The 21691-nt window shown below is 44.4% G+C and carries 23 protein-coding genes; 19 read left to right on the top strand and 4 right to left on the bottom strand.

Features of this window, described 5'->3' with window-relative positions; translation table 11 throughout:
• Positions 1-11 precede the first annotated feature (11 nt).
• The 14 genes from rpmF to ACTRWI_RS07325 all read left to right on the top strand — a co-directional run bounded on the left by rpmF (position 12) and on the right by ACTRWI_RS07325 (position 12504).
• Positions 12-182 (top strand): 50S ribosomal protein L32, encoded by a 171-nt coding sequence (rpmF, locus tag ACTRWI_RS07390; protein ID WP_004737376.1) that lies wholly within the window; start codon positions 12-14, stop codon positions 180-182.
• A 9-nt stretch (positions 183-191) separates the two neighbouring features.
• The gene (plsX, locus tag ACTRWI_RS07385) at positions 192-1217 is read left to right on the top strand and encodes a phosphate acyltransferase PlsX (RefSeq protein WP_499130191.1); all 1026 of its coding nucleotides are present in this window, start codon (positions 192-194) and stop codon (positions 1215-1217) included.
• Positions 1218-1222: 5 nt separating this feature from the next.
• A complete protein-coding gene (locus tag ACTRWI_RS07380) occupies positions 1223-2173 on the top strand; it encodes a beta-ketoacyl-ACP synthase III (RefSeq protein ID WP_499130190.1) in 951 nt (316 codons plus the stop codon).
• 80 nt (positions 2174-2253) lie between these two features.
• Positions 2254-3177, top strand: coding sequence for an ACP S-malonyltransferase (fabD, locus tag ACTRWI_RS07375; protein ID WP_499130189.1), 924 nt, complete (start codon positions 2254-2256; stop codon positions 3175-3177).
• A gap of 21 nt (positions 3178-3198) precedes the next feature.
• Positions 3199-3936: a 3-oxoacyl-ACP reductase FabG gene (gene fabG / locus ACTRWI_RS07370; RefSeq protein WP_499130187.1), complete on the top strand. Its 738-nt coding sequence runs from the start codon at positions 3199-3201 to the stop codon at positions 3934-3936.
• A 166-nt stretch (positions 3937-4102) separates the two neighbouring features.
• Entirely contained in the window at positions 4103-4336 is a 234-nt protein-coding gene (acpP, locus tag ACTRWI_RS07365; RefSeq protein WP_004737381.1) for an acyl carrier protein, read from the top strand.
• Between the two features lie 93 nt (positions 4337-4429).
• Entirely contained in the window at positions 4430-5674 is a 1245-nt protein-coding gene (gene fabF / locus ACTRWI_RS07360; protein WP_499130183.1) for a beta-ketoacyl-ACP synthase II, read from the top strand.
• 102 nt (positions 5675-5776) lie between these two features.
• Entirely contained in the window at positions 5777-6619 is an 843-nt protein-coding gene (gene pabC / locus ACTRWI_RS07355; RefSeq protein ID WP_499130181.1) for an aminodeoxychorismate lyase, read from the top strand.
• Positions 6616-7632 (top strand): endolytic transglycosylase MltG, encoded by a 1017-nt coding sequence (gene mltG / locus ACTRWI_RS07350; protein WP_499130179.1) that lies wholly within the window; start codon positions 6616-6618, stop codon positions 7630-7632. The genes pabC and mltG overlap by 4 nt, the downstream gene beginning before the upstream one ends.
• 10 nt (positions 7633-7642) lie before the next feature.
• Positions 7643-8275 carry a dTMP kinase gene (gene tmk, locus ACTRWI_RS07345; protein ID WP_499130177.1) on the top strand — a complete coding sequence of 211 codons (633 nt, stop codon included), beginning with the start codon at positions 7643-7645 and terminating at the stop codon, positions 8273-8275.
• 6 nt (positions 8276-8281) lie between these two features.
• The gene (locus tag ACTRWI_RS07340; RefSeq protein ID WP_499130175.1) at positions 8282-9247 is read left to right on the top strand and encodes a DNA polymerase III subunit delta'; all 966 of its coding nucleotides are present in this window, start codon (positions 8282-8284) and stop codon (positions 9245-9247) included.
• Complete coding sequence (locus tag ACTRWI_RS07335; RefSeq protein WP_499130173.1) at positions 9238-10005, top strand: TatD family hydrolase; 768 nt, start codon at positions 9238-9240, stop codon at positions 10003-10005. The genes ACTRWI_RS07340 and ACTRWI_RS07335 overlap by 10 nt, the downstream gene beginning before the upstream one ends.
• Before the next feature lie 444 nt (positions 10006-10449).
• Entirely contained in the window at positions 10450-11880 is a 1431-nt protein-coding gene (gene ptsG / locus ACTRWI_RS07330) for a PTS glucose transporter subunit IIBC (RefSeq protein WP_499130171.1), read from the top strand.
• Positions 11881-12099: 219 nt separating this feature from the next.
• Positions 12100-12504 (top strand): hypothetical protein, encoded by a 405-nt coding sequence (locus ACTRWI_RS07325; protein WP_499130169.1) that lies wholly within the window; start codon positions 12100-12102, stop codon positions 12502-12504.
• Between the two features lie 73 nt (positions 12505-12577).
• Here ACTRWI_RS07325 and ACTRWI_RS07320 read toward each other — a convergent pair whose 3' ends face one another.
• The gene (locus ACTRWI_RS07320) at positions 12578-13171 is read right to left on the bottom strand and encodes a hypothetical protein (RefSeq protein ID WP_499130167.1); all 594 of its coding nucleotides are present in this window, start codon (positions 13169-13171) and stop codon (positions 12578-12580) included.
• A 145-nt stretch (positions 13172-13316) separates the two neighbouring features.
• Here ACTRWI_RS07320 and cydH point away from each other — a divergent pair, with 145 nt between their 5' ends.
• Positions 13317-13406: a cytochrome bd-I oxidase subunit CydH gene (gene cydH, locus ACTRWI_RS07315; RefSeq protein ID WP_499130165.1), complete on the top strand. Its 90-nt coding sequence runs from the start codon at positions 13317-13319 to the stop codon at positions 13404-13406.
• Positions 13407-13447: 41 nt separating this feature from the next.
• Positions 13448-14662: a patatin-like phospholipase family protein gene (locus tag ACTRWI_RS07310; RefSeq protein WP_499130163.1), complete on the top strand. Its 1215-nt coding sequence runs from the start codon at positions 13448-13450 to the stop codon at positions 14660-14662.
• 133 nt (positions 14663-14795) lie between these two features.
• Here ACTRWI_RS07310 and pyk read toward each other — a convergent pair whose 3' ends face one another.
• Positions 14796-16241, bottom strand: coding sequence for a pyruvate kinase (pyk, locus tag ACTRWI_RS07305; protein ID WP_499130161.1), 1446 nt, complete (start codon positions 16239-16241; stop codon positions 14796-14798).
• Between the two features lie 319 nt (positions 16242-16560).
• Between pyk and mlc the strand changes: the two genes are divergently transcribed.
• Together mlc and ACTRWI_RS07295 are read left to right on the top strand one after the other, a co-directional pair.
• On the top strand, positions 16561-17778 hold the full coding sequence (gene mlc, locus ACTRWI_RS07300) for a sugar metabolism global transcriptional regulator Mlc (RefSeq protein ID WP_499130159.1): 1218 nt from the start codon (positions 16561-16563) through the stop codon (positions 17776-17778).
• 166 nt (positions 17779-17944) lie between these two features.
• Positions 17945-18886: a chemotaxis protein CheV gene (locus ACTRWI_RS07295; protein ID WP_499130157.1), complete on the top strand. Its 942-nt coding sequence runs from the start codon at positions 17945-17947 to the stop codon at positions 18884-18886.
• Positions 18887-19266: 380 nt separating this feature from the next.
• Here the strand turns inward: ACTRWI_RS07295 and ACTRWI_RS07290 are convergent, their stop codons facing one another.
• Entirely contained in the window at positions 19267-19506 is a 240-nt protein-coding gene (locus tag ACTRWI_RS07290; protein WP_499130155.1) for an OB-fold nucleic acid binding domain-containing protein, read from the bottom strand.
• A 215-nt stretch (positions 19507-19721) separates the two neighbouring features.
• Entirely contained in the window at positions 19722-20498 is a 777-nt protein-coding gene (locus ACTRWI_RS07285; RefSeq protein ID WP_499130153.1) for a YciK family oxidoreductase, read from the bottom strand.
• A 107-nt stretch (positions 20499-20605) separates the two neighbouring features.
• Here ACTRWI_RS07285 and sohB point away from each other — a divergent pair, with 107 nt between their 5' ends.
• Positions 20606-21667, top strand: coding sequence for a protease SohB (gene sohB, locus ACTRWI_RS07280; RefSeq protein WP_499130220.1), 1062 nt, complete (start codon positions 20606-20608; stop codon positions 21665-21667).
• The last annotated feature ends 24 nt before the right edge of the window (positions 21668-21691 follow it).

Genomic DNA, 21691 nt, shown 5'->3' with positions numbered 1-21691 from the left:
GAGTAGGGTCAATGGCCGTACAAAAGAGCAAGAAATCACGTTCAATGCGTGGCATGCGTCGTTCACACGATGCGCTAACTACAGCTGCACTTTCTGTAGACGCAACTTCAGGTGAAACTCACCTACGTCACAACGTGACTGCGGAAGGTTTCTACCGCGGCAAAAAGGTTATCAACAAGTAAGGTTGACCTTTGCAAAATCTAACCGTTGCGCTTGATGCAATGGGCGGGGACTTCGGTCCTCGTGTAACAGTGCCTGCCGCCGTGCAGGCACTGTCGTATTTCCCAGAGCTAAAAGTCATTCTCATAGGTGATCGAAACGCGATCACATCTCAATTATCTTCATTAGGTCGAGTGCCTGACTCTCGTCTGAGTATTCAGCATTGCGTTCGAGTTATTTCCAATTCTGAAAAACCTTCACTAGCCCTGCGTAACAGTCAGGGTAGCTCCATGCGTGCTGCTATTGATTTGGTCGCCAACTCTCAAGCTGATGCTTGTGTGAGTGGTGGCAACACCGGCGCATTGATGGCTCTGTCCCGTTTTCGACTTAAGCTCCTCCCTGGCATTGATAGGCCCGCATTGGTTTCAGCTTTGCCTACCGCTTCAGGGAATCGTACATGGATGCTTGATTTAGGGGCAAATGTGTCTAGTGATGCAGATTCGCTTTTCCAATTTGCTGTGATGGGCAGTGCATTAGCGGAACAACATTTAGGTCGCGCTCCACGTGTCGCTATTTTAAATATCGGTGCCGAAGAAATTAAAGGTAATGACCTTGTAAAACGATGCGCTGAAATGTTGTCGAATACTCAGTCTGTGAACTTCATAGGCTATATTGAAGGTAACCAACTCCTTCAAGATGCTGCTGATGTCGTCGTATGTGATGGTTTTGTGGGCAATATCTGCTTAAAAACGTGCGAAGGTACGGCTCAGCTCTTTATTGATAAGCTAAAAACGCGCATGATGGCTTCAAATATAAAGGGTTGGATAGCCAGAATGTTGTTTTCTGAGCTATTTACTGAATTAAAAACCTTGAACCCCGACCAGTATAACGGCGCAAGTTTGTTAGGATTGCGCGGTATTGTCATTAAAAGTCATGGAAGTGCTGATGTATCTGCAGTTGTCAACGCGATTGGCGAGGCAGTACACGAAGTCAAACGACAAGTCCCCAGCCGCATTAGCGATCGTTTGGAAGCGGTTTTACTCGAGAGGCATTATTAGTCTTCATGTATAGCAAAATTTTAGGTACTGGCAGCTACTTGCCATCTCAGGTGCGTACTAACGCAGACTTAGAGAAAATGGTAGAGACTAGCGACGAGTGGATCGTTGCTAGAACAGGTATTAAAGAGCGTCGTATTTCAGCGGAAAACGAAACCGTTGCAGATATGGCGTTTTACGCTGCTGAAAATGCCATTGACATGGCGGGTATCGACAAAGAAGAGATTGATTTAATCATCGTTGCGACCACCAGTAGTAGCCACACATTCCCGTCTTCGGCGTGTCAGGTACAAGGTAAGCTTGGTATCAAAGGTTGCCCTGCGTTTGATTTGGCTGCAGCGTGTTCTGGTTTTGTCTATGCTTTGTCTGTTGCAGATCAGCACATCAAATCAGGCATGTGTAAGAACGTTTTGGTGATTGGTGCCGATGCACTGTCAAAAACCTGTGATCCGACTGACCGCTCTACGATCATCCTATTTGGTGATGCAGCAGGCGCGGTGGTTTTAGGCGCAAGCGAAGAGCCAGGTATTTTGTCGACTCACATTTACTCTGACGGTAAATACGTTGAGCTTCTAAGCCTTGAAGTACCAGAGCGTGGCGGTGACGCTGACAAATGGCTGCACATGGCAGGCAACGAAGTATTCAAAGTGGCGGTAACTCAGCTATCTAAGCTAGTTAAAGACACATTAGCTGCAAATAACATGGATAAGTCTGAGCTTGACTGGTTAGTCCCACACCAAGCTAATTACCGTATTATTTCGGCAACGGCGAAAAAACTGACAATGTCACTTGATCAAGTGGTGATCACCCTTGATAAACACGGCAACACGTCAGCGGCTACCGTACCAACAGCATTAGATGAGGCTGTTCGTGACGGACGAATTAAACGCGGTCAAACACTTCTATTGGAAGCATTTGGCGGCGGCTTCACTTGGGGTTCTGCGTTAGTTAAATTCTAACCCTAAGCGAAAACCTACAAACAAGGCACATAACTTATGTGCCTTATTCAATTTTTTGCTTTGCTTAAAGGAAAATTACAATGAGCAAGTTTGCTATCGTATTCCCGGGCCAAGGCTCTCAAGCTATCGGTATGCTTGCAGACCTAGGCGAACAGTATGATGTTGTTAAACAAACATTTGCTGAAGCTTCAGAAGCACTTGGTTACGATCTATGGGCATTAGTTCAAGATGGCCCAGTTGAAAATTTAAATGAAACTTTCCGCACTCAACCGGCTCTCTTAACAGCGTCTGTTGCAATTTGGCGTGTATGGCAAGAGCTTGGCCTAGAGCAACCTGTAAACTTAGCGGGTCATAGCTTAGGTGAATACTCTGCACTAGTATGTGCTGGCGTTATCGACTTTAAAGAAGCGATCAAGCTAGTTGAACTACGTGGTCAACTAATGCAAGAAGCAGTTCCTGCAGGCGTTGGTGCTATGTACGCAATCATCGGTCTAGATGATGAAGCGATTGCTAAAGCGTGTGCAGAAGCGGCACAAGACGAAGTTGTTTCTCCTGTGAACTTTAATTCTCCTGGTCAAGTTGTTATCGCGGGTAACAAAGCGGCAGTAGAGCGCGCTGGTGTACTATGTAAAGAAGCGGGCGCTAAGCGTGCACTTCCTCTACCAGTATCTGTACCGTCTCACTGTGCACTAATGAAACCTGCAGCAGACAAGCTAGCAGTGGCTCTAGAAGCTCTAGAGTTCAACACGCCAGCGCTACCTGTTATCAATAACGTTGATGTTGTTGCTGAAACAGACCCAGCAAAAATTAAAGATGCACTTGTTCGTCAACTTTACAGCCCAGTACGTTGGACTGAGGGTGTACAAGCGATGAACGAGCAAGGCGTTGAGAAGCTACTTGAATTAGGTCCTGGTAAAGTTCTTACTGGCCTAACAAAACGAATCGTAAAAACTATGACAGCTGCTGCAGTTAACGACACTGCATCACTAGAAGCTGCTAAGTAATAACCACTTAATAGAGAAGTTATGATGAATTTAGAAGGCAAAGTTGCACTAGTTACAGGCGCAAGCCGTGGTATCGGTCGTGCAATCGCTGAACTTTTAGTTGAGCGTGGTGCTAAAGTTATCGGTACGGCTACATCTGAAGGCGGCGCTGCTGCAATCAGTGAGTACCTTGGCGAGAACGGTAAAGGTCTTGCTCTGAACGTAACTGATGTTGACTCAATTACTGCTACACTGAAAACCATCAATGATGAGTTCGGTGCGATTGACATTCTAGTCAACAACGCAGGTATCACTCGTGACAACCTACTAATGCGTATGAAAGACGACGAATGGAATGACATCATCGACACTAACCTAACACCTATCTTCCGCATGTCTAAAGCTGTATTACGTGGCATGATGAAGAAGCGTGAAGGCCGTATCGTAAACGTTGGCTCTGTGGTCGGTACCATGGGGAACGCTGGCCAAGCAAACTACGCGGCGGCGAAAGCTGGCGTGATTGGCTTTACTAAATCAATGGCTCGTGAAGTTGCGTCTCGCGGCGTTACAGTAAACACTGTTGCTCCCGGTTTCATCGAAACTGACATGACTAAAGCGCTAAATGATGACCAACGTGCAGTAACTTTGGCGAATGTACCAGCAGGTCGACTAGGTGACCCTCGCGAAATCGCTGAAGCTGTGGTATTTTTGGCGTCGCCTGCGGCAGCTTATATCACAGGTGAAACACTTCACGTCAATGGCGGTATGTACATGGTTTAAATTATGTGCAACATTTGTGCATGATTTAAGTCAAGATCATACGTAATTTCGGTTAAAATCGTGAAAATTGTGGTTTGACCAGAAAAGTTGACCTTGCAACTTTCAATAGATTGAATAAACTACGGAAAACATCGCATAAAGCGAACTCTGTAAAGGAAAAGAAAAAATGAGCAACCTCGAAGAACGCGTAAAGAAAATCATTGTTGAACAGCTAGGTGTAGACGAAGCTGAAGTTAAAAACGAAGCTTCTTTCGTTGATGACCTTGGTGCAGATTCTCTAGACACAGTTGAGCTAGTAATGGCTCTAGAAGAAGAATTCGACACTGAAATCCCAGATGAAGAAGCTGAGAAAATTACTACTGTTCAAGCAGCTATCGATTACGTAACTAGCGCTCAGTAATAATCTCTCCCAGGCGGTCACCTCGACCGCCTGTGTTTTATCTAACTCATCTATCCTCATCTTAAATCATCTCAATCTCCGGAGTGTAAAATCGTGTCCAAGCGTCGTGTAGTTGTCACTGGCATGGGTATGTTGTCACCGGTAGGCAACACTGTAGAATCTTCTTGGAAAGCCCTGCTAGCTGGTCAAAGTGGTATCGTTAATATCGAGCATTTTGATGCAACCAATTTCTCAACTCGTTTTGCAGGTCTAGTTAAAGACTTTAACTGCGAAGAGTACATGTCTAAAAAAGATGCTCGTAAAATGGATCTATTCATCCAATACGGCGTCGCAGCAGGTGTTCAGGCACTTGATGATTCTGGTCTAACTGTTACTGATGAGAACGCACCACGTATTGGTGTGGCTATCGGTTCAGGTATTGGTGGTCTTGGTTTGATCGAAGCTGGTCACCAAGCGCTTACTGAAAAAGGCCCTCGTAAAATTAGCCCATTCTTTGTTCCGTCAACGATCGTGAACATGATTGCTGGTCACATGTCTATCATGCGTGGTCTACGCGGTCCTAACATCGCTATTTCTACTGCATGTACAACTGGCCTACATAACATTGGTCACGCGGCACGTATGATTGCATACGGCGATGCTGACGCAATGCTAGCGGGTGGTGCTGAAAAAGCATCTACACCACTAGGTATGGGGGGGTTTGGTGCAGCCAAAGCACTATCTACTCGCAACGACGAGCCTCAAAAAGCTTCTCGTCCATGGGACAAAGGCCGTGACGGTTTCGTTCTTGGTGACGGTGCAGGCATGATGGTTCTTGAAGAGTACGAACATGCGAAAGCTCGTGGCGCTAAGATTTACTGTGAGCTAGTTGGCTTCGGTATGTCGGGTGACGCTTTCCACATGACATCTCCAAGTGAAGATGGCTCTGGTGGCGCTCTAGCAATGGAAGCGGCGATGCGTGATGCTGGCATTACTGGTGAACAAATCGGTTATGTGAATGCACACGGTACATCGACTCCTGCTGGCGACGTAGCAGAAGTTAAGGGTATCAAACGTGCACTTGGTGAAGCTGGCAGCAAGCAAGTATTGGTTTCTTCTACGAAATCAATGACCGGCCATCTTCTAGGTGCTGCAGGTTCTGCTGAAGCTATCATCACGGCTATGTCTCTGGTTGACCAAATTGTTCCACCAACAATCAACCTAGATGATCCTGAAGAAGGCTTAGACATTGATCTAGTACCTCACACCGCACGTAACGTTAGCAACATGGAATATGCTGCATGTAACTCTTTCGGTTTCGGTGGTACAAACGGCTGTTTGATCTTCAAAAAGATTTAATCATCTTATAAAAGACTTAAACGTCGTAGATAGTCATAATTAGACTTGTTTTTAAACGGCTTGATGCTTAGCATTGAGCCGTTTCTTTTTATGGGGAAAATCATGTTTTGGGTTGACGGAGAAAGCCAGCAAACTATCGACATCTTGGATCGCTCGTTTCAATATGGAGACGGCTGTTTTACGACTATGCTTGTCTCAAATGGTGAGATTGAGCATTTTCATGACCATCAGCATCGTGTCGATGAATGTCTAAAAGCGTTACGTATTTCTGCATTAGATTGGAATGTGGTTAACGCGTGGTTAACTAGTGCAATTCAACACATCCAAAACTGCCACCACGAAAGTGCAAACAATTCTAATAGCAGCAAGGCCGGAATAAAGCTGCATGTTAGCCGTGGTGCTGGTGGGAGAGGCTACAGTACCAAGAACATTGCTAAGCCAACCATTACTATTAGTACGTTTGATTACCCAAGCCACTATGCAGAATGGCAAGACAACGGAGTTGAGCTCGGAGTTTGTCGCCAAGCACTAGGTTTGAGTCCATTACTTGCTGGTCACAAACATAACAATCGCCTAGAACAAGTATTGATGAAGGATGAAATGGATCAGGCTGGTGAAGTTGACGGTTTGGTTCTTGATATCTCAGGCAATGTGATTGAAACCACCATGGCCAATCTATTTTGGCGTCAAGGTGAGGTCATTTATACTCCGCAGCTTACCCAAAGTGGTGTTGCAGGCGTTATGCGTAAGCAAGTGTTAACGACGCTGAATCAAACTGAACTCTCCGTTACTATTGCTGACTACTGCTTAACTCAAGTCATGCAAGCTGACGAGGTTTTCATTACCAACTCCATTTTGGGGGTTGCTCCTGTTACCCGTATTAGTGAAACCCAATTTAACATTGGAACCGTTACTCGTAGCCTTCAAGGACAACTAAACTCGTGATCAAAAAGTTATTTATTTTTATTATCTTGTGCTTAATCGCAGCGGGCGCTGCTGGGTTCTACGTTTACAACCAAGCGCAAGCTAACCTCAAACAAGTTATTCAATTAGAAAAGCCGCAGGTGGTTACCATCGCCTCTGGTAGCAGTTTTAATCGTGTACTTGCGCAGCTGATTAATGAAGGCCAATTTGAGGCATCTCCTTATGAGAAACTAATCCGCAAGCTACATCCAGAGCTTGTTGATGTTAAAGCGGGTACATTCCTGCTAGAGCCGGGTTTAACGCTTGAGCAAGCGCTACAAGTGCTTGTAGAGGGTAAAGAGCATCAGTTTACTATCACCTTTGTTGAGGGCAGTCGTTTTGACGAGTGGCTTGTTCAGTTAAAGAACAATGAGTTTATTCAACAAACGCTTGATGGTGTGTCTGAAAAAGAGATCGCTGAAAAGCTGGGTATTGAAAATGAGAAGCTAGAAGGTCTGTTCTTAGCGGAGACCTACCACTACACCTACGGCACTACAGATTTAGATTTGCTTAAGCGAGCACATCGCGATCTCATGAACGTTGTGAACGATGAGTGGGAAAAGAGAGCGGACAAGCTGCCTCTTAAGTCACCTTATGAAGCGCTGATTCTGGCATCCATTATTGAGAAAGAGACTGCTGTTGCTTCAGAGCGTGAACGTGTGTCGTCTGTGTTCGTTAACCGTTTGAACAAGCGTATGCGTCTACAAACGGATCCAACAGTAATTTACGGAATGGGCGATAGCTACGATGGCAATATCCGTAAGAAAGATCTAAGAACCCCAACGCCATACAACACATACACTATGAGTGGCCTGCCGCCAACGCCGATTGCTATGGCGGGTCGAGCGTCAATTAATGCGGCTCTGAATCCAGAAAAAAGTAACTACCTCTATTTTGTCGCGAGTGGCACAGGTGGGCACGTATTTTCAAAGAGTTTGGCTGAGCACAACCGTGCAGTACGAGCTTACTTAAAACAATTAAGAAAAAACAAATAAAGAACGAATTATGAATCAGTCGAAATTTATTGTGGTTGAAGGCCTTGAAGGTGCGGGTAAAAGCACAGCTATCAATGCCATCGTTGAGACATTGAAAGCATCTGGTGTTGAAGAGCTCGTAAACACTCGTGAACCAGGCGGCACCGTGCTGGCAGAAAAGATGCGTTCACTGGTCAAAGAAGAGCACGAAGGTGAAAAGCTTCAAGACATGACTGAGTTACTGCTGATGTACGCTGCACGTGTTCAATTAGTCGAAAACGTGATTAAGCCGGCTTTAGATAGCGGTAAGTGGGTATTAGGTGATCGCCATGATATGTCTTCTCAAGCGTATCAAGGTGGTGGTCGTCAGATCGTTCGCGCAACAATGGAGTCATTGAAAGCAACCACGCTAGGCGATTTTAAGCCTGATCTAACTTTATACTTGGACTTAGATCCTAGAGTAGGGCTTGAACGCGCACGTGGTCGTGGCGAGCTAGATAGAATTGAAAAGATGGATATCTCTTTCTTCGATCGCACGCGCGAACGTTACCTTGAGATAGCTGCACAAGATGACTCGGTTATTGTGATCAATGCAGAGCAAAAAATAGAACAAGTCGCCGCGGATATTAAGCAAGCGCTTAGTTCGTGGTTAGACCAACAGTAGGTAGTCATGGCGGAAGTGTATTCTTGGCTCACGCCAGTTTGGAGTGAGTGGAAAAAAAGCCTCGATGCTGAGCGTTTTCCGAATTCTGTGATTGTTAATGCGCCGGAAGGGTTGGGCGTTGATGCTCTCATTAGCCAACTTACTGATGCATTAATGTGCACGAACTATGAAAGTGAGGCGTGTGGGTTTTGCCATAGCTGTGAATTGATGAAATCGGGTAGCCATCCGGATTTTCATGTCATCTCACCAGAGAGAGAAGGCAAATCGATCACGGTTGACCAAGTACGTACAAGTAATCGCTGGGCTCAAGAATCATCTCAGTTGGGCGGTTTACGTGTTATCTTACTTGAACCTGCTGAGGCGATGAATGAGTCGGCTTCCAATGCTTTGCTGAAAACTCTCGAAGAGCCATCAAGCCAGTGTATTTTCATTCTGTCGACTCGTAACAGCAATCGCCTAATGCCAACCATCATAAGTCGTTGTCAGCAATTCAATGTGGTTAGCCCACAATTGGAAGCTGGCTCAGTTTGGCTTGATGGGGAAGTAGGTAAGGCTGTGCCACCGTATATTTTGGCACTTAACGATAATGCGCCGTTGAAAGCGAAAGCGATGTTTGAAGAAGGCGGTGTAGAGGCTTGCGAGAAAGTATTCGATGGTTTCGTTAACATCGTTAAAGGCACTCAGCCTGACATGCTTAAGTTCTCGACTGAACTTGCTAAAGATCCTTTGATAAAGCTTGGTTGGTTGTGGCAATTACTTTCAGATGTACAGAAGTTGCATTTCGGTTTGGCAAATAATGCTATAACCCCAAGTGCTAACGCGCTGTGTGAGGTGATGTCTTACCAAAGCGCCTATATTGCAGCACATAAACTATTGATACTGATTGAGCAGTTGAAACAAAACCCTGGGCTCAATACGGAGCTACTCATAATGAATTGGCTGATAGCCACTTGCGAGGATACATGTTCGTAGATTCCCACTGTCATTTAGATAAGCTAGATTACCAAGATTTACACACCAGTGTAGAAGATGTCGTTAACAAAGCGAAAGCAGCTAATGTTGACCAACTACTTTCTGTGGGTGTGACATTAGATTCGTTTGAAAACATGCTCGAAATGATAGCGCCGTTTGATGACGTTAACGCGTCTTGTGGCGTTCATCCTCTTGATGTTGATAGTGATTTCAGCCTTGAAAGAATGCGTGAATACGCGAGCAACCCTAAAGTGGTTGCGATAGGTGAAACCGGCTTAGATTACCACTATCAACCTGAAACTGCGGAATTGCAGCAACTGCGATTCAAACAGCATGTTGAACTAGCGGTAGAATTGAACAAGCCTTTGATCATTCATACCCGTAATGCTCGTGAAGATACACTTGCGATTCTTCGTGACGGTGGCGCTGAGAAGTGCGGTGGTGTTATCCACTGTTTTACTGAAGATCAGGCGTTTGCTGAAGCGGCTATGGAATTAGGTTTCTATATTTCAATTTCAGGCATTGTGACCTTTAAGCAAGCAACAGAACTTAAAGAGGTTGTTAAAAACCTACCGTTAGATAGGCTACTAATTGAAACGGACTCCCCATACTTGGCGCCAATCCCATATCGTGGGAAGCAGAATCAGCCTGCATATGTAGTCGAGGTGGCAGCCTATATTGCGCAGTTGAAGGGGGTTTCGATGAAAGAGGTTGCTGAACAAACGACCAAAAATTACCAGAAACTTTTTTTGCGATAAAAAATGAACTAAGCAAATAAAAGGGAGCGAAAGCTCCCTTTTTGTGTTTTTTATCACCAAAAACACGTTTTTTTTTAATGTTTACTAATTATGTTGAACTTGGGAGCACTAATTATAACACTTGTAATTTTGTTACTAAAAATAACATTCGCTCTTATTTTATTTACCCAGTAAAATAATGGTGGTCATAAAAAATATCAATAAATATCAATGCATTATGTTTTTGTAAAGGATTGCATTTCTAAATTTGACATGTGATCCAAGACGTGTTTTGAAACTAAATTTCGTAAGTCACTAGAAAGTTTGTTACCCATCAATATATATTTAGCGGCAGAAAATATAATGCAATACATGGTTACATTTTCACTGGGTGCTAACATTTAGGCTACGGGGGTGTGCCGTTAGAACCCATATAATTATTTTATCTTTATCAGGAGCATAAACATGTTTAAGAACCTTTTTGCTAGCCTGCAAAAAGTTGGTAAGTCTCTGATGCTTCCAGTATCAGTTTTACCAGTTGCGGGTATTTTGCTAGGTGTCGGTGCAGCAGATCTTTCTTTCATTCCAGAAATTGTTTCAAACCTAATGGAACAAGCTGGTGGTTCAGTATTTGGTCAAATGGCACTACTGTTCGCAGTAGGTGTTGCACTTGGCTTTACTAACAACGACGGTGTTGCTGGTCTAGCAGCAATTGTTGGTTACGGCATCATGACTGCTACACTAGGCGTAATGGCTGGTGTAATGGGCGTTGAAAAAATCGACACTGGTGTACTAGGTGGTATCCTAGTCGGCGGTGTTGCTGCTTGGGCATTCAACCGTTTCTTCCGTATTCAACTTCCTGAGTACCTTGGTTTCTTCGCTGGTAAGCGTGCTGTGCCAATCATCACAGGTTTCTCTGCGATCGGACTAGCAATCCTACTATCTGTAGTATGGCCACCAGTTGGCGGCGCTATCTCTGCGTTCTCTGATTGGGCTGCTCACCAAAACCCACAAGTTGCGTTTGGTATCTACGGTATCGTTGAGCGTTCTCTAATTCCATTTGGTCTTCACCACGTATGGAACGTACCATTCTTCTTCGAAGCTGGTACTTGTGTAAACGCTGCTGGCGAAACTCAAAACGGTGTTCTTACTTGTTACCTAGTTGCTGATGACGCATCTCGTGCTGCGGGCAATGGCTTCGGTCAGCTAGCTGGTGGTTACATGTTCAAGATGTTCGGTCTACCTGCTGCTGCAATCGCAATTGCACACTCAGCTAAACCTGAAAATCGCGCAAAAGTAATGGGTATCATGGCTTCTGCTGCGTTAACTTCATTCCTAACGGGTATCACTGAACCAATCGAATTCTCATTCCTATTCGTTGCTCCAGTACTATACGCAATCCACGCTCTACTAGCGGGTTCTGCTTACGTTCTTGCGAACACTCTAGGTTTTGTACACGGTACATCTTTCTCACACGGTCTAATCGACTTCCTAGTTCTATCTGGTCACGCGTCTAAGATGGGCCTAATGGTTGTTTGTGGTATTGCTTACGCTGCAATTTACTACATCGTATTCCGCACTGTGATTAAAGCTCTAGACCTTAAAACTCCTGGCCGTGAAGACGAGTCAGAAGACGAAGCCGCTGCGACTGGTTCTGAACTTGCTGGTGAGCTAGTTGCTGCATTCGGTGGTAAAGCTAACATCACTGGTCTTGACGCTTGTATCACTCGTCTACGTGTTGCAGTTGCTGATACAGCAGTTGTTGACCAAGACAAGCTGAAAAAACTTGGTGCTGCAGGTGTTGTAGTAGTAGCGGGTGGCGTACAAGCTATCTTCGGTACTAAATCTGACAACCTGAAAACAGACATGGATGAGTGGATCCGCAACAACGGTTAATGCACTGATTCAATAAATTGAAAGGAGGCCTAAAGGCCTCCTTTTTTGTTTCTACTGTTTCATCAGGCTTATTCTTTTATCTCTCAGTTATTTACCATTTTTTTGAAACTGATCACCTATGCTCATCACCTTTAATAGTCTGCTATCTTTAACTTTATGATGACAAATGGTGTTGATTTTTAATTAACCTACCGCTTTCTGAAACAGTTTGAGAATACTATGAAACATCGTTACTTGATTGGCCTTATGTGCGGTAGCCTCACCTCGTTTGCTCATGCTTCTGAAGCTCCTGCGTTAGAAGTTGGTTTATCCGTTGACCAAGATCTGAGTGCCGTTGTTGAGTTTGACCAGAAATACCGTGTCACTGTTGGCAATGACGGTGCTGCATTTGATTATATTTGGAAGCGTGGTCAGTTTGAGACAGAAGCGCCATTGAGCTGGTATGTTGGTGCGGGTGCATGGGCAGAGTGGAATGACGACTTTGGTCTGCGTTTACCGTTAGGTGTCAAAGTGAACTTCTATGAAGGTTGGAATGCGTACGCACAACTTCACCCAGAACTCGACATGTACAAAGGCGTTGAACTACAACTAGGTGGTGCTCTGGGTGTTACCTACAAATTCTAAGGTTGAACTTCAAACGAGCTACAGCAAAAAGCCAGCCATCGCTGGCCTTTTCATTTTTTGAATTTATTACTATCTAGAAAGTAAAACTTAACCCTACATTAGTTTGGAATTGATTCATCCAGTCGGTATCAAAACGAATAATGCAGTCTTGCCCATTGCTTGGGATGTTACATACACCAGTAGTGTCGTTATCAACTACCGATCCTAACCAACGAACTTGGGTATTAAGCACTAAGCGATCGCTCAATTTATATTCTAAGCCGCCAAAGATTGATGTAGAGAAGCTGTATTTATCTTTCGCCCAATCTACATCGACATAAGAGGCGCCAAGGCCTAAGCCTAGGTATCCAGACAATACCGAGGAAGCCGGGTAGTAAATGCTACTTTGAAAGTGCAGATATTGGGTCGAGGAGCTCAGGTTTAGCGTTTCTAATTCAGAGCTTTGGTTTGAGTAAAAGAAACCAACACGCCCCTTCTCAAGTGGTGTCTCAATCGCAAAAGTGTAGTTTTCAGATCCTTTCATGTCATAGGTTTTGCCATCTTGATCTTCGACACTACCACCACCGGTATAGCCAACCATCGGAGTAATAATGATCTCCGGTGAGGCATAAACACTCGAAGCCGAGAGAAGCGCAACCAACATCGTCATATTTACTTTGTTATTCATGAGTATATCCTGATCCATACACCCACTAATTGTGATGGTTACATCAATATCGTGCGACTAATCTCGACGATTCTTGAAGATACTTCACACACCTGATAGTACTTAAATAGAGACTCGACAAATTAATAATAAGCCAGAGGTGTCTATGGAACATAATCTGAAAAATGCCCTACAAATTACAGCGTTTGTTTACTTCATCATTCTTTCATTTGGCTTTATTGCTATTGGCAGTTAGTACCATTTATTACGAGGCTGAGTTTTTATACTCAGGGAATAATGAATAGTGGGATTGTAACCAATATTGATACAGCAATAGAATTAGATTATTACGCTAAGTTTATTGCTGGTAAAACAGCACTGGTCGCTCAAGGCGGCGGGCAGAGAAGTATTTTTACCTCAGGCGTTCTTGACGCTTTTCTCCTTTCTAATTTTGACCCTTTCGATGAATTCTTTGGTACATCGGCAGGTGCGCTTAACTTATGTGCCTATTTGTGCCGTGATAAAGGCTTAGGGCGTTCTTTTGTCCTTGACCTGACCACGTCTCCAGAGTTCTTTAATCTGTTCTCTTACATACGGCATAGGAAGAATTTAGGGCTTGAGTGGGCCTTAGAGCAAATCATGGCTTACCCTTATAAGATCGATCTTGATTTAGGGCGGCAAACCTTAGGTGAACGCCACTTCTACGCGGCGGTAACGGATTCTAAAGATTTACGAGATCACTACTTTCCTCTGTTGGGAGACGATTGGTACAAGGTGATGATTGCGACTTGTGCGATCCCTCGCTTGTACAATGATGAGATCTTGATTGGTGATAACGCTTATGTGGATGGCGGTGTGTCTGCCTCTATTCCCGTTCAAGAAGCGTGGCGTAGGCAAGCTCGTTCTATTGTCGTAATTCGTACCGAACCAGTAACGGTTGAAGAGGGGAGACCGCCAGTTCAAGCGCCGCAGCAGCAACAGAAAACCCGAGCACCGAAACCGGTAACTGCCGAGGAGCTGGAGTGGTTCCGAGAGTCGTTCGATAGTGTTCAAGGCCATTGGCAACAAAAAGTGGAGCAATGGAAAATGGACTGGACTTCTTTCTTCCAGCAGCAGATCCTACGCTCTAAAGAACAGAAGCGTGACCGTGGGCATTTAGATTTACTAAATGGTGGTCGATGGTTGTTTGGCGCTGATGATATTTACCGTTTAAGCCATTTAATTGGTGATAAGTTTGATTCTGGGTTGGCCGACATGTTGATGGTGCACTACCAAACCTACTCGTTGACTCAAGACTTTTTGAATTCTCCTCCGGATGATGCCTTTGTGGTGCAGATCGCGCCAAGTAAACCGTTAAAATCTAGCTCTTTAATGAGTGACAAAGAAGATTTGCTCCATGATTACGAATTGGGTTTAGAGGCCGGCTATCGATTCGTTGAAACTTATACCACAACAGAGAACGCTCGCAGTTCCCACATGCCGCAACTGACAAGTATTGTTATTGATAAATAATGCGGCTGCAAAGCTATAGTTAGTCTTGTGAGATAACATCATTGAAATGAAAAAAGGGTTATTGAACTTAGTCCGATAACCCTTTTACTTTTATCTCATCTTATCGTCGTTTATTGGCTTTATCTGCTTTTAGCTAGGTGACAGGTAGGATTCTCATACAGTTGGTTGAGCCAGCCACGTCCATGATATCGCCTTGAGTAATGATTACGAGATCACCAAACTTGAGGTGTCCTTTCTCTTTAAGGCAATCAAGTGTTGATCGCGCAATGTCAAAGCTGTCTTTGGCTTCTGTCTCAAAATAGATAGGGGTTACGCCTCGATACAAGGTACAACGGTTTAGTGTTCCTTCATTACGAGACAGGGCGAAGATAGGCATATCAGCACTCAAACGAGACATCATCAAAGCAGTGCGCCCAGACTCAGTCAGCGTGACTACGCCTTTAATACCTTCCATGTGGTTAGCAGAGTAGATGGTTGCCATTGATACTGTTTCTTCCGCTGTCACGAAAGTGCGGTCAATTCGGTAGTTGGACTGATTGACGTTCGCCATTTTTTCAGCACCAACACACACTTCAGCCATCGATTTTACTGTCTCTACTGGGTATTGTCCGGCAGCGGTTTCACCAGACAACATTACTGCATCAGTGCCATCAAGTACTGCGTTGGCAACATCCATTACTTCAGCACGGGTAGGCATTGGAGCGGAGATCATTGACTCCATCATCTGAGTTGCAGTGATGATAGTGCGATTAAGGGCTCTAGCGCGGCGTATAAGCTGTTTTTGTACACCGACCAACTCAGGGTCACCAATTTCTACTCCGAGGTCACCACGAGCTACCATGACAACATCTGAAGCCATTATGATGTCATCCATGTTCTCAACGGTCGATACCGTCTCTGCTCGCTCTACTTTGGCTACTAGGTGAGCTTCTAAGCCTGCTTCGCGCGCAAGTTGGCGAGCGTAGTGAATGTCTTCGCCGTTACGAGGGAAAGAGACAGCGAGGTAATCGACTTGGATTTGGGCGGCGGTGACGATGTCTCGTTTGTCTTTGTCGGTCAGCGCTTCTGCAGAGAGCCCACCGCCTTTTTTGTTGATGCCTTTGTTGTTGGATAGCGGGCCACCAATGATGACTTCGGTATGAACACGACAACCTTCGACCTTGGTGACTTTGAGTTGCACACGACCATCATCAAGTAACAGGATGTCACCGGCTGATACATCGTTCGGTAGTTCTTTATAGTCGAGGCCAACGGCTTGTTGGTTGCCTTCGCCTAAACCGAAGCTGCTGTCGAGGGTGAATTCATCGCCAACAGCAAGTTGAATTTTGTCATCTTTGAATGTCGACACACGAATCTTGGGACCTTGAAGGTCGCCGAGAATAGCGATTTGTGTCCCCAGTTTTTTTGCGATTGCTCTGACTTTTTCTGCACGTTGTATATGGTCGTCGCTGCTGCCGTGGGAGAAGTTCATACGAACAATATTGGCACCGGCTTTGATGATCTCTTCAAGCACGTTGCCTTTATCGGTAGAGGGGCCTAGCGTTGTGACGATTTTCGTTTTTCTTAATTCAGCTGTCATGAATGCTCCTAGAGTGATGCCAGTAATCTTTTTAAAAGACTGAATTAAGTATATGCATTAATTGATAATTTATTGGGAGCTAGGAGGATATTTATTGATATCCTTTTAATTATTGAATTCAGGACTCAAACGCAATGTTTTTTTATGAAAATTAAGTCTCAATTCATCGATGTGGGTGTTAACTTTTCTTAAACTATTTGACTAGATACACAAAGATTCATGTATATACGTGATACTGGTCACGGCGATATACCAAGTGACTTCACAATTACTTCGCAAAGTAAAAAAATTATCCCGTTGATGATTTCTGGAGCGTAAAATGTACATGGCTCAACCGGGCCATATTGATCATGTCAAACAGGTCAATGCTGGTCGTGTATATAAACTAATTGACCTTAAAGGTCCTATTTCTCGTATCGATTTGTCCAAACAAAGTGAGTTGGCTCCGGCGAGTATTACCAAAATTACCCGTGAACTCATGGAAGCTCACCTTATCCACGAAACGACGGTTCAAGAAGCCACAACTCGTGGACGTCCTGCTGTGGGCTTGCAAACTAATAACGAAGGTTGGCAGTTCTTGTCGATGCGTCTTGGACGTGGGTATCTTACTATCGCGCTTCATGAATTGGGTGGCGATGTACTTATCGATACTAAGATCGACATTCACGAACGTGACCAAGATGATGTGCTTGCGCGTCTTCTTCACGAAATTGACGAATTCTTCCAAACTTATGCTGAGCAGCTCGACAGGGTAACCAGTATTGCGATCACGCTCCCTGGCCTTGTGAATTCAGAGCAGGGTATTGTATTGCAAATGCCGCATTACAATGTCGAAAACTTGGCTTTGGGCCCTGAGATTTATAAAGAGACGGGCTTGCCGGTTTTTATTGCCAATGATACTCGCGCATGGGCACTGGCGGAGAAGCTGTTTGGCAACTCTCAAGGCAATGATAACTCTGTCTTAATCTCCATTCACCACGGCTTAGGTGCCGGGATTATTCTTGATGGCCGCGTTTTGCAAGGCCGTCACGGCAATATCGGTGAATTGGGTCATATCCAGATCGATAAGGAAGGCAAGATGTGTCATTGTGGTAACCGAGGTTGCTTAGAGACGGTCGCGAGTTCACAGGCGATTCGTGAGCAAGTGAAAGAGCGTTTAGCCAATGGTGAGGCATCGACGCTGACTGCTTTTGAAAATGTTACGATCGAGCAAATCTGTGCTGCTGCGGCTGATGGTGATCCACTGGCGGTAGAAGTGATTGAGCAGTTAGGCCGTTACCTAGGCTCAGCGATTGCCATTGTGATTAACTTGTTCAACCCAGAAAAAATCTTAGTCGGTGGTGTAATTAACCAAGCTAAGAGCGTTCTGTATCCTGCGATTCAGAAGTGTATTGAAGAGCAGAGCTTGTCAGTTTACCACCAAGATTTAGAGCTGGTGGAATCTCGATTCTACAAACAAGCAACGATGCCTGGTGCTGCGCTTATCAAGCAAGCACTTTACGACGGTCAGTTGTTAATGAAAGTTATTGAAGGCTAACTTTTTTCTCTTCTTTTGGCCTTCCTCCGAATCTTTCCATGTTCTTAAGCTTTGTATAACAGCATTTGTTGTACTTAGTTTAAGTATTCTGTGCATTAGCGCTTTGCTTTAACCTATTGAAGTAGGCTATTGTAGCCACAGTTATTATTTGTCACTAAGGTGTTGTATGTCTGGCGTTTTAAATTCGGTTGATCAGAGAACGAAACTGGTTGGTGAAAACCGTCTGGAGCTCTTATTATTCAGCTTAAATAGTCGTCAATTATTTGCAATTAACGTATTTAAAGTTAAAGAAGTACTCAAAGTGCCGGTACTTACTCGTTTACCTGGGTCTCATCATCACATTACGGGTGTAGCTTCTTTGCGAGGCGAATCTGTGCCTGTAATTGATCTGCGCAGCGCCATTGGTTTTCCGCCATCGCGTGCTGAATCGCAAGAGAGTAACTTGATCATTACGGAGTACAACCGAACTGTACAAGGCTTCTTGGTTGGGCAGGTTCGCAATATCGTCAATACAATGTGGACAGAGATTCAGCCGCCACCAAAGACAACGGGTCGCGGCAATTACTTAACCGCTATCACGCACATTCAAGAAGAAGATCAGCACAAGATCGTTGAGATCATAGACGTTGAAAAGGTGTTGGCTGAGATCATCGATTACGATGTATCGATCTCTGAAGGTGTCTTAGATGAGCAGTTAGCTCAAGAGATGATAGGACGTAATGTGCTGATCGTTGATGACTCTTCTACCGCGCGTAATCAAATTAAAGGCACCTTGTCGCAATTGGGTTTGAACATTATCGAATGTTGTGACGGCTTAGAAGCCCTGAATTTACTTAAGGGCTGGTGTGATGAGGGCAAAGACATCAATCAAGAAATACTGTTGATGATCACTGATGCTGAAATGCCTGAGATGGATGGCTACAAACTGACTCATGAAGTGCGCTCTGACCCGAGAATGCATGACCTATTTATTACGCTAAATACTTCATTAAGCGGAAGTTTTAATGAGGCGATGGTGGAAAAAGTAGGGTGTAACCGCTTCATTTCTAAGTTCCAACCAGACTTGTTGGTTGAGGTAACTCAAGAGCGTATGCGTCAGATTTTGTAAATCATACCGTCATTCGTTTTGAGTAAACTGATAGGGAACGTTTGCTATTATTGATGCAGTGTATTAATCGTCACGAAATATGCATTTCGACTAACGTAACTTTTCACGCACAATCTAAGGTCGTTCCTCTTAATGATATGGTTAACGTCTAAAGTTGTTATGACTTTAAGCTTATTACTATATGGGGAATTTAAGAGAAGACGTACGGAAGCTGACGTTGAGGTATAACTCAACAATTTGAAATAAAGGGAGGCAGATTCTTCCCTTTTTCGTTTTTTACTAAGCGATATAAAACAGCGGACTGAGTTATTAATGAAAGTCTCGCGACTTGTTCTTTAAGCCAACGTTTTCATCGGTAATGTCGATCAGCTTCCCAGCAATCACATGTACCATTTCATCTTCTTTTCTAGGATGCCTTGCACCTTTAACGCCTTAGCTGTGAGGTACGCTTGCTGTTGAGCGCGTGCTGTGGTTTCACATACCATCACGTAAATATTGCCTGTATTATCTTCCAGTGTGACAAAGATGACGCCAGCTGCGGTTCCGGGTGATTGCTTGCCAATTACAAGACCAACGACGGTGACCATGGACTTGTGTCGTTGTTGTTTTAAGTCTTTCATATGAGTGATTCGACCTAATCGGTTGGCCTACTTCCAGTAACGTGATGGGGGGCTTATTCAAGGAGATCCCAACACTGGTGAAATCCTCAAGTAAATCCTGCATCTCGCTGGGTTGTTGCAATCCTTGTTCGTCATTACCCTTTCCAAAGCTATCATCGATGAACCTAAAAAAAGCCGCTATTGAAGCGACTTTTTACGATTGGTTATAATATCAACTACTTAGGTTGAGCGTCGATACATTGGCCATTAATGTCTGTCACACTTGGGTTCATTAAGTGTAGGTACAGTGGGATGATGTCTAGTGGTGTTTTCAGCTTGTTGGCATCCTCACCAGGATACGCTTTTGCACGCATGCGTGTTTGAGTGCCGCCCGGGTTGATCGCATTAACACGGATGTCGGTGTCTTCAAGCTCATCCGATAGGATTTGCATCATACCTTCGGTAGCAAACTTAGAGATCGCGTAAGTGCCCCAGAATGCACGGCCAGAGTGGCCAACGGTAGAAGAGGTAAATACGATACGACCTGCTTCCGCTTTCTTAAGAGCAGGCAGAAGTGCTTGAGTCATCAAGAATTCAGACTTCACATTGATCTGCATAACATCATCAAAAGTCTCTTCATCAATCTGCTCAAACGGGCTCAGAGTACCGAGAACGCCAGCATTATGTAGTAGACCATCTAAACGACCGAACTGTGACTCAATGGTTTCAGCCATATCAATGTAGTTCTGCTTTGTCGCGCCTTTTAGATCTAATGGGATGATCGCAGGCTGTGGGTAACCAGCACTTTCGATTTCATCGTAAATAAATTCAAGGTTTTTAACATTGCGGCCTAGCAGAATAACTGTCGCGCCATGTTGAGCGAAGCTTAGTGCTGCTTGGCGTCCAATACCGGCACCAGCACCAGTAACCAAAATTACTTTATCTTTGAGGGCATCTGTAGAGATTGGGTAATCCACTGTGCTTATCCTTCTTTCTTTTATTATGTTCGCCATTCCATTGATGTTTAATCACACAGATAACCGCCGGAATGATGAGAAATTCTTGGTAATCGTGACAAGATGGTTACAATACACTAATTCATACATTAGGGGATATGACATTGGAATTTTTGTTGGACTACGGCTTGTTTTTAGCCAAGATTGCGACCGTTGTAATCGCCATCATCGCAATTTTAGTTATTGCTAAATCTGTGGGTGGAAAATCAAGCGCGATTAAAGGTGAGCTGGCAATCACGAACCTATCTGAACACCATAAACAGACAATCGAACAATTAGAGCACCATCTACACGATGATGCTTTCATCAAAGCCCGTGATAAAGCAGAAAAGAAAGCGGAAAAAGAGAAAGTAAAATCACGCGGTAAAGAAGTGAAAAAAGCAGCGAAAGAGGGCGAGCTTGATAGCAAGCGTGAACCACATCTATTCGTTCTTGATTTTAACGGCAGCATTGATGCGAAAGAAGTGGCTTCATTACGTGAAGAGGTAACGGCGGTTCTGGCTGTTGCTCGTGAAGGCGATGAAGTATTACTAAAGCTTGAATCTGGTGGTGGCATGGTTCACGGCTACGGTTTGGCGTCTTCTCAACTTGATCGTATCAAAGCAGCAGGCCTACCTCTGACTATCTCGGTAGACAAAGTGGCGGCAAGCGGCGGTTACATGATGGCATGTATTGCAGACAAAATTGTGTCAGCGCCTTTCGCTATCGTTGGCTCTATTGGTGTGATCGCTCAACTGCCGAACTTTAACAAATTGCTTAAGAAGCACGATATCGAGTTCGAACAGCTAACAGCAGGTGAGTACAAGCGCACACTGACTATGTTTGGTGAGAACAGCGATAAAGCACGTGAGAAGTTTAAAGAAGAGCTAGAAGAGACACATGGTCTATTCAAAGACTTCATTCGCGACCATCGCCCAGCACTTGATCTTGATAAAGTGGCGACGGGTGAACACTGGTTTGGTACGCAAGCTCATGAACTTGGGCTGGTGGATGAGATTCGCACTTCTGATGACCTGGTTGTTGAAGCATGCAAAGACAAGACAGTGCTAGCGATTCACTATATACAGAAGAAAAAGCTATCAGACAAGCTAGCAGGCGTGGCAGGTAAATCCGCAGACAGCGTGCTGATGAAGCTGATTGAACGCGGTCAAAAGCCGATTGTTTAATAGTGTTCGTTTAAGACGTTAGAG

It is taken from the genome of Pseudoalteromonas sp. G5_S1_14_S5 (assembly GCF_054968605.1).
Note: the sequence above shows the minus strand (reverse complement) of the source record. Positions and strands in the feature narration are given on the sequence as shown.

Bases quoted from the DNA above. Each gene is read 5' to 3' on its own strand.
- rpmF (WP_004737376.1), top strand. From the start codon at position 12: ATGGCCGTACAAAAGAGCAAGAAATCACGTTCAATGCGTGGCATGCGT.
- ACTRWI_RS07380 (WP_499130190.1), top strand. From the start codon at position 1,223: ATGTATAGCAAAATTTTAGGTACTGGCAGCTACTTGCCATCTCAGGTG.
- fabD (WP_499130189.1), top strand. From the start codon at position 2,254: ATGAGCAAGTTTGCTATCGTATTCCCGGGCCAAGGCTCTCAAGCTATC.
- fabG (WP_499130187.1), top strand. From the start codon at position 3,199: ATGATGAATTTAGAAGGCAAAGTTGCACTAGTTACAGGCGCAAGCCGT.
- acpP (WP_004737381.1), top strand. From the start codon at position 4,103: ATGAGCAACCTCGAAGAACGCGTAAAGAAAATCATTGTTGAACAGCTA.
- pabC (WP_499130181.1), top strand. From the start codon at position 5,777: ATGTTTTGGGTTGACGGAGAAAGCCAGCAAACTATCGACATCTTGGAT.
- tmk (WP_499130177.1), top strand. From the start codon at position 7,643: ATGAATCAGTCGAAATTTATTGTGGTTGAAGGCCTTGAAGGTGCGGGT.
- ACTRWI_RS07340 (WP_499130175.1), top strand. From the start codon at position 8,282: ATGGCGGAAGTGTATTCTTGGCTCACGCCAGTTTGGAGTGAGTGGAAA.
- ACTRWI_RS07335 (WP_499130173.1), top strand. From the start codon at position 9,238: ATGTTCGTAGATTCCCACTGTCATTTAGATAAGCTAGATTACCAAGAT.
- ptsG (WP_499130171.1), top strand. From the start codon at position 10,450: ATGTTTAAGAACCTTTTTGCTAGCCTGCAAAAAGTTGGTAAGTCTCTG.
- ACTRWI_RS07325 (WP_499130169.1), top strand. From the start codon at position 12,100: ATGAAACATCGTTACTTGATTGGCCTTATGTGCGGTAGCCTCACCTCG.
- ACTRWI_RS07320 (WP_499130167.1), bottom strand. From the start codon at position 13,171: ATGAATAACAAAGTAAATATGACGATGTTGGTTGCGCTTCTCTCGGCT.
- cydH (WP_499130165.1), top strand. From the start codon at position 13,317: ATGGAACATAATCTGAAAAATGCCCTACAAATTACAGCGTTTGTTTAC.
- ACTRWI_RS07310 (WP_499130163.1), top strand. From the start codon at position 13,448: ATGAATAGTGGGATTGTAACCAATATTGATACAGCAATAGAATTAGAT.
- pyk (WP_499130161.1), bottom strand. From the start codon at position 16,241: ATGACAGCTGAATTAAGAAAAACGAAAATCGTCACAACGCTAGGCCCC.
- mlc (WP_499130159.1), top strand. From the start codon at position 16,561: ATGTACATGGCTCAACCGGGCCATATTGATCATGTCAAACAGGTCAAT.
- ACTRWI_RS07295 (WP_499130157.1), top strand. From the start codon at position 17,945: ATGTCTGGCGTTTTAAATTCGGTTGATCAGAGAACGAAACTGGTTGGT.
- ACTRWI_RS07290 (WP_499130155.1), bottom strand. From the start codon at position 19,506: ATGAAAGACTTAAAACAACAACGACACAAGTCCATGGTCACCGTCGTT.
- ACTRWI_RS07285 (WP_499130153.1), bottom strand. From the start codon at position 20,498: ATGGCGAACATAATAAAAGAAAGAAGGATAAGCACAGTGGATTACCCA.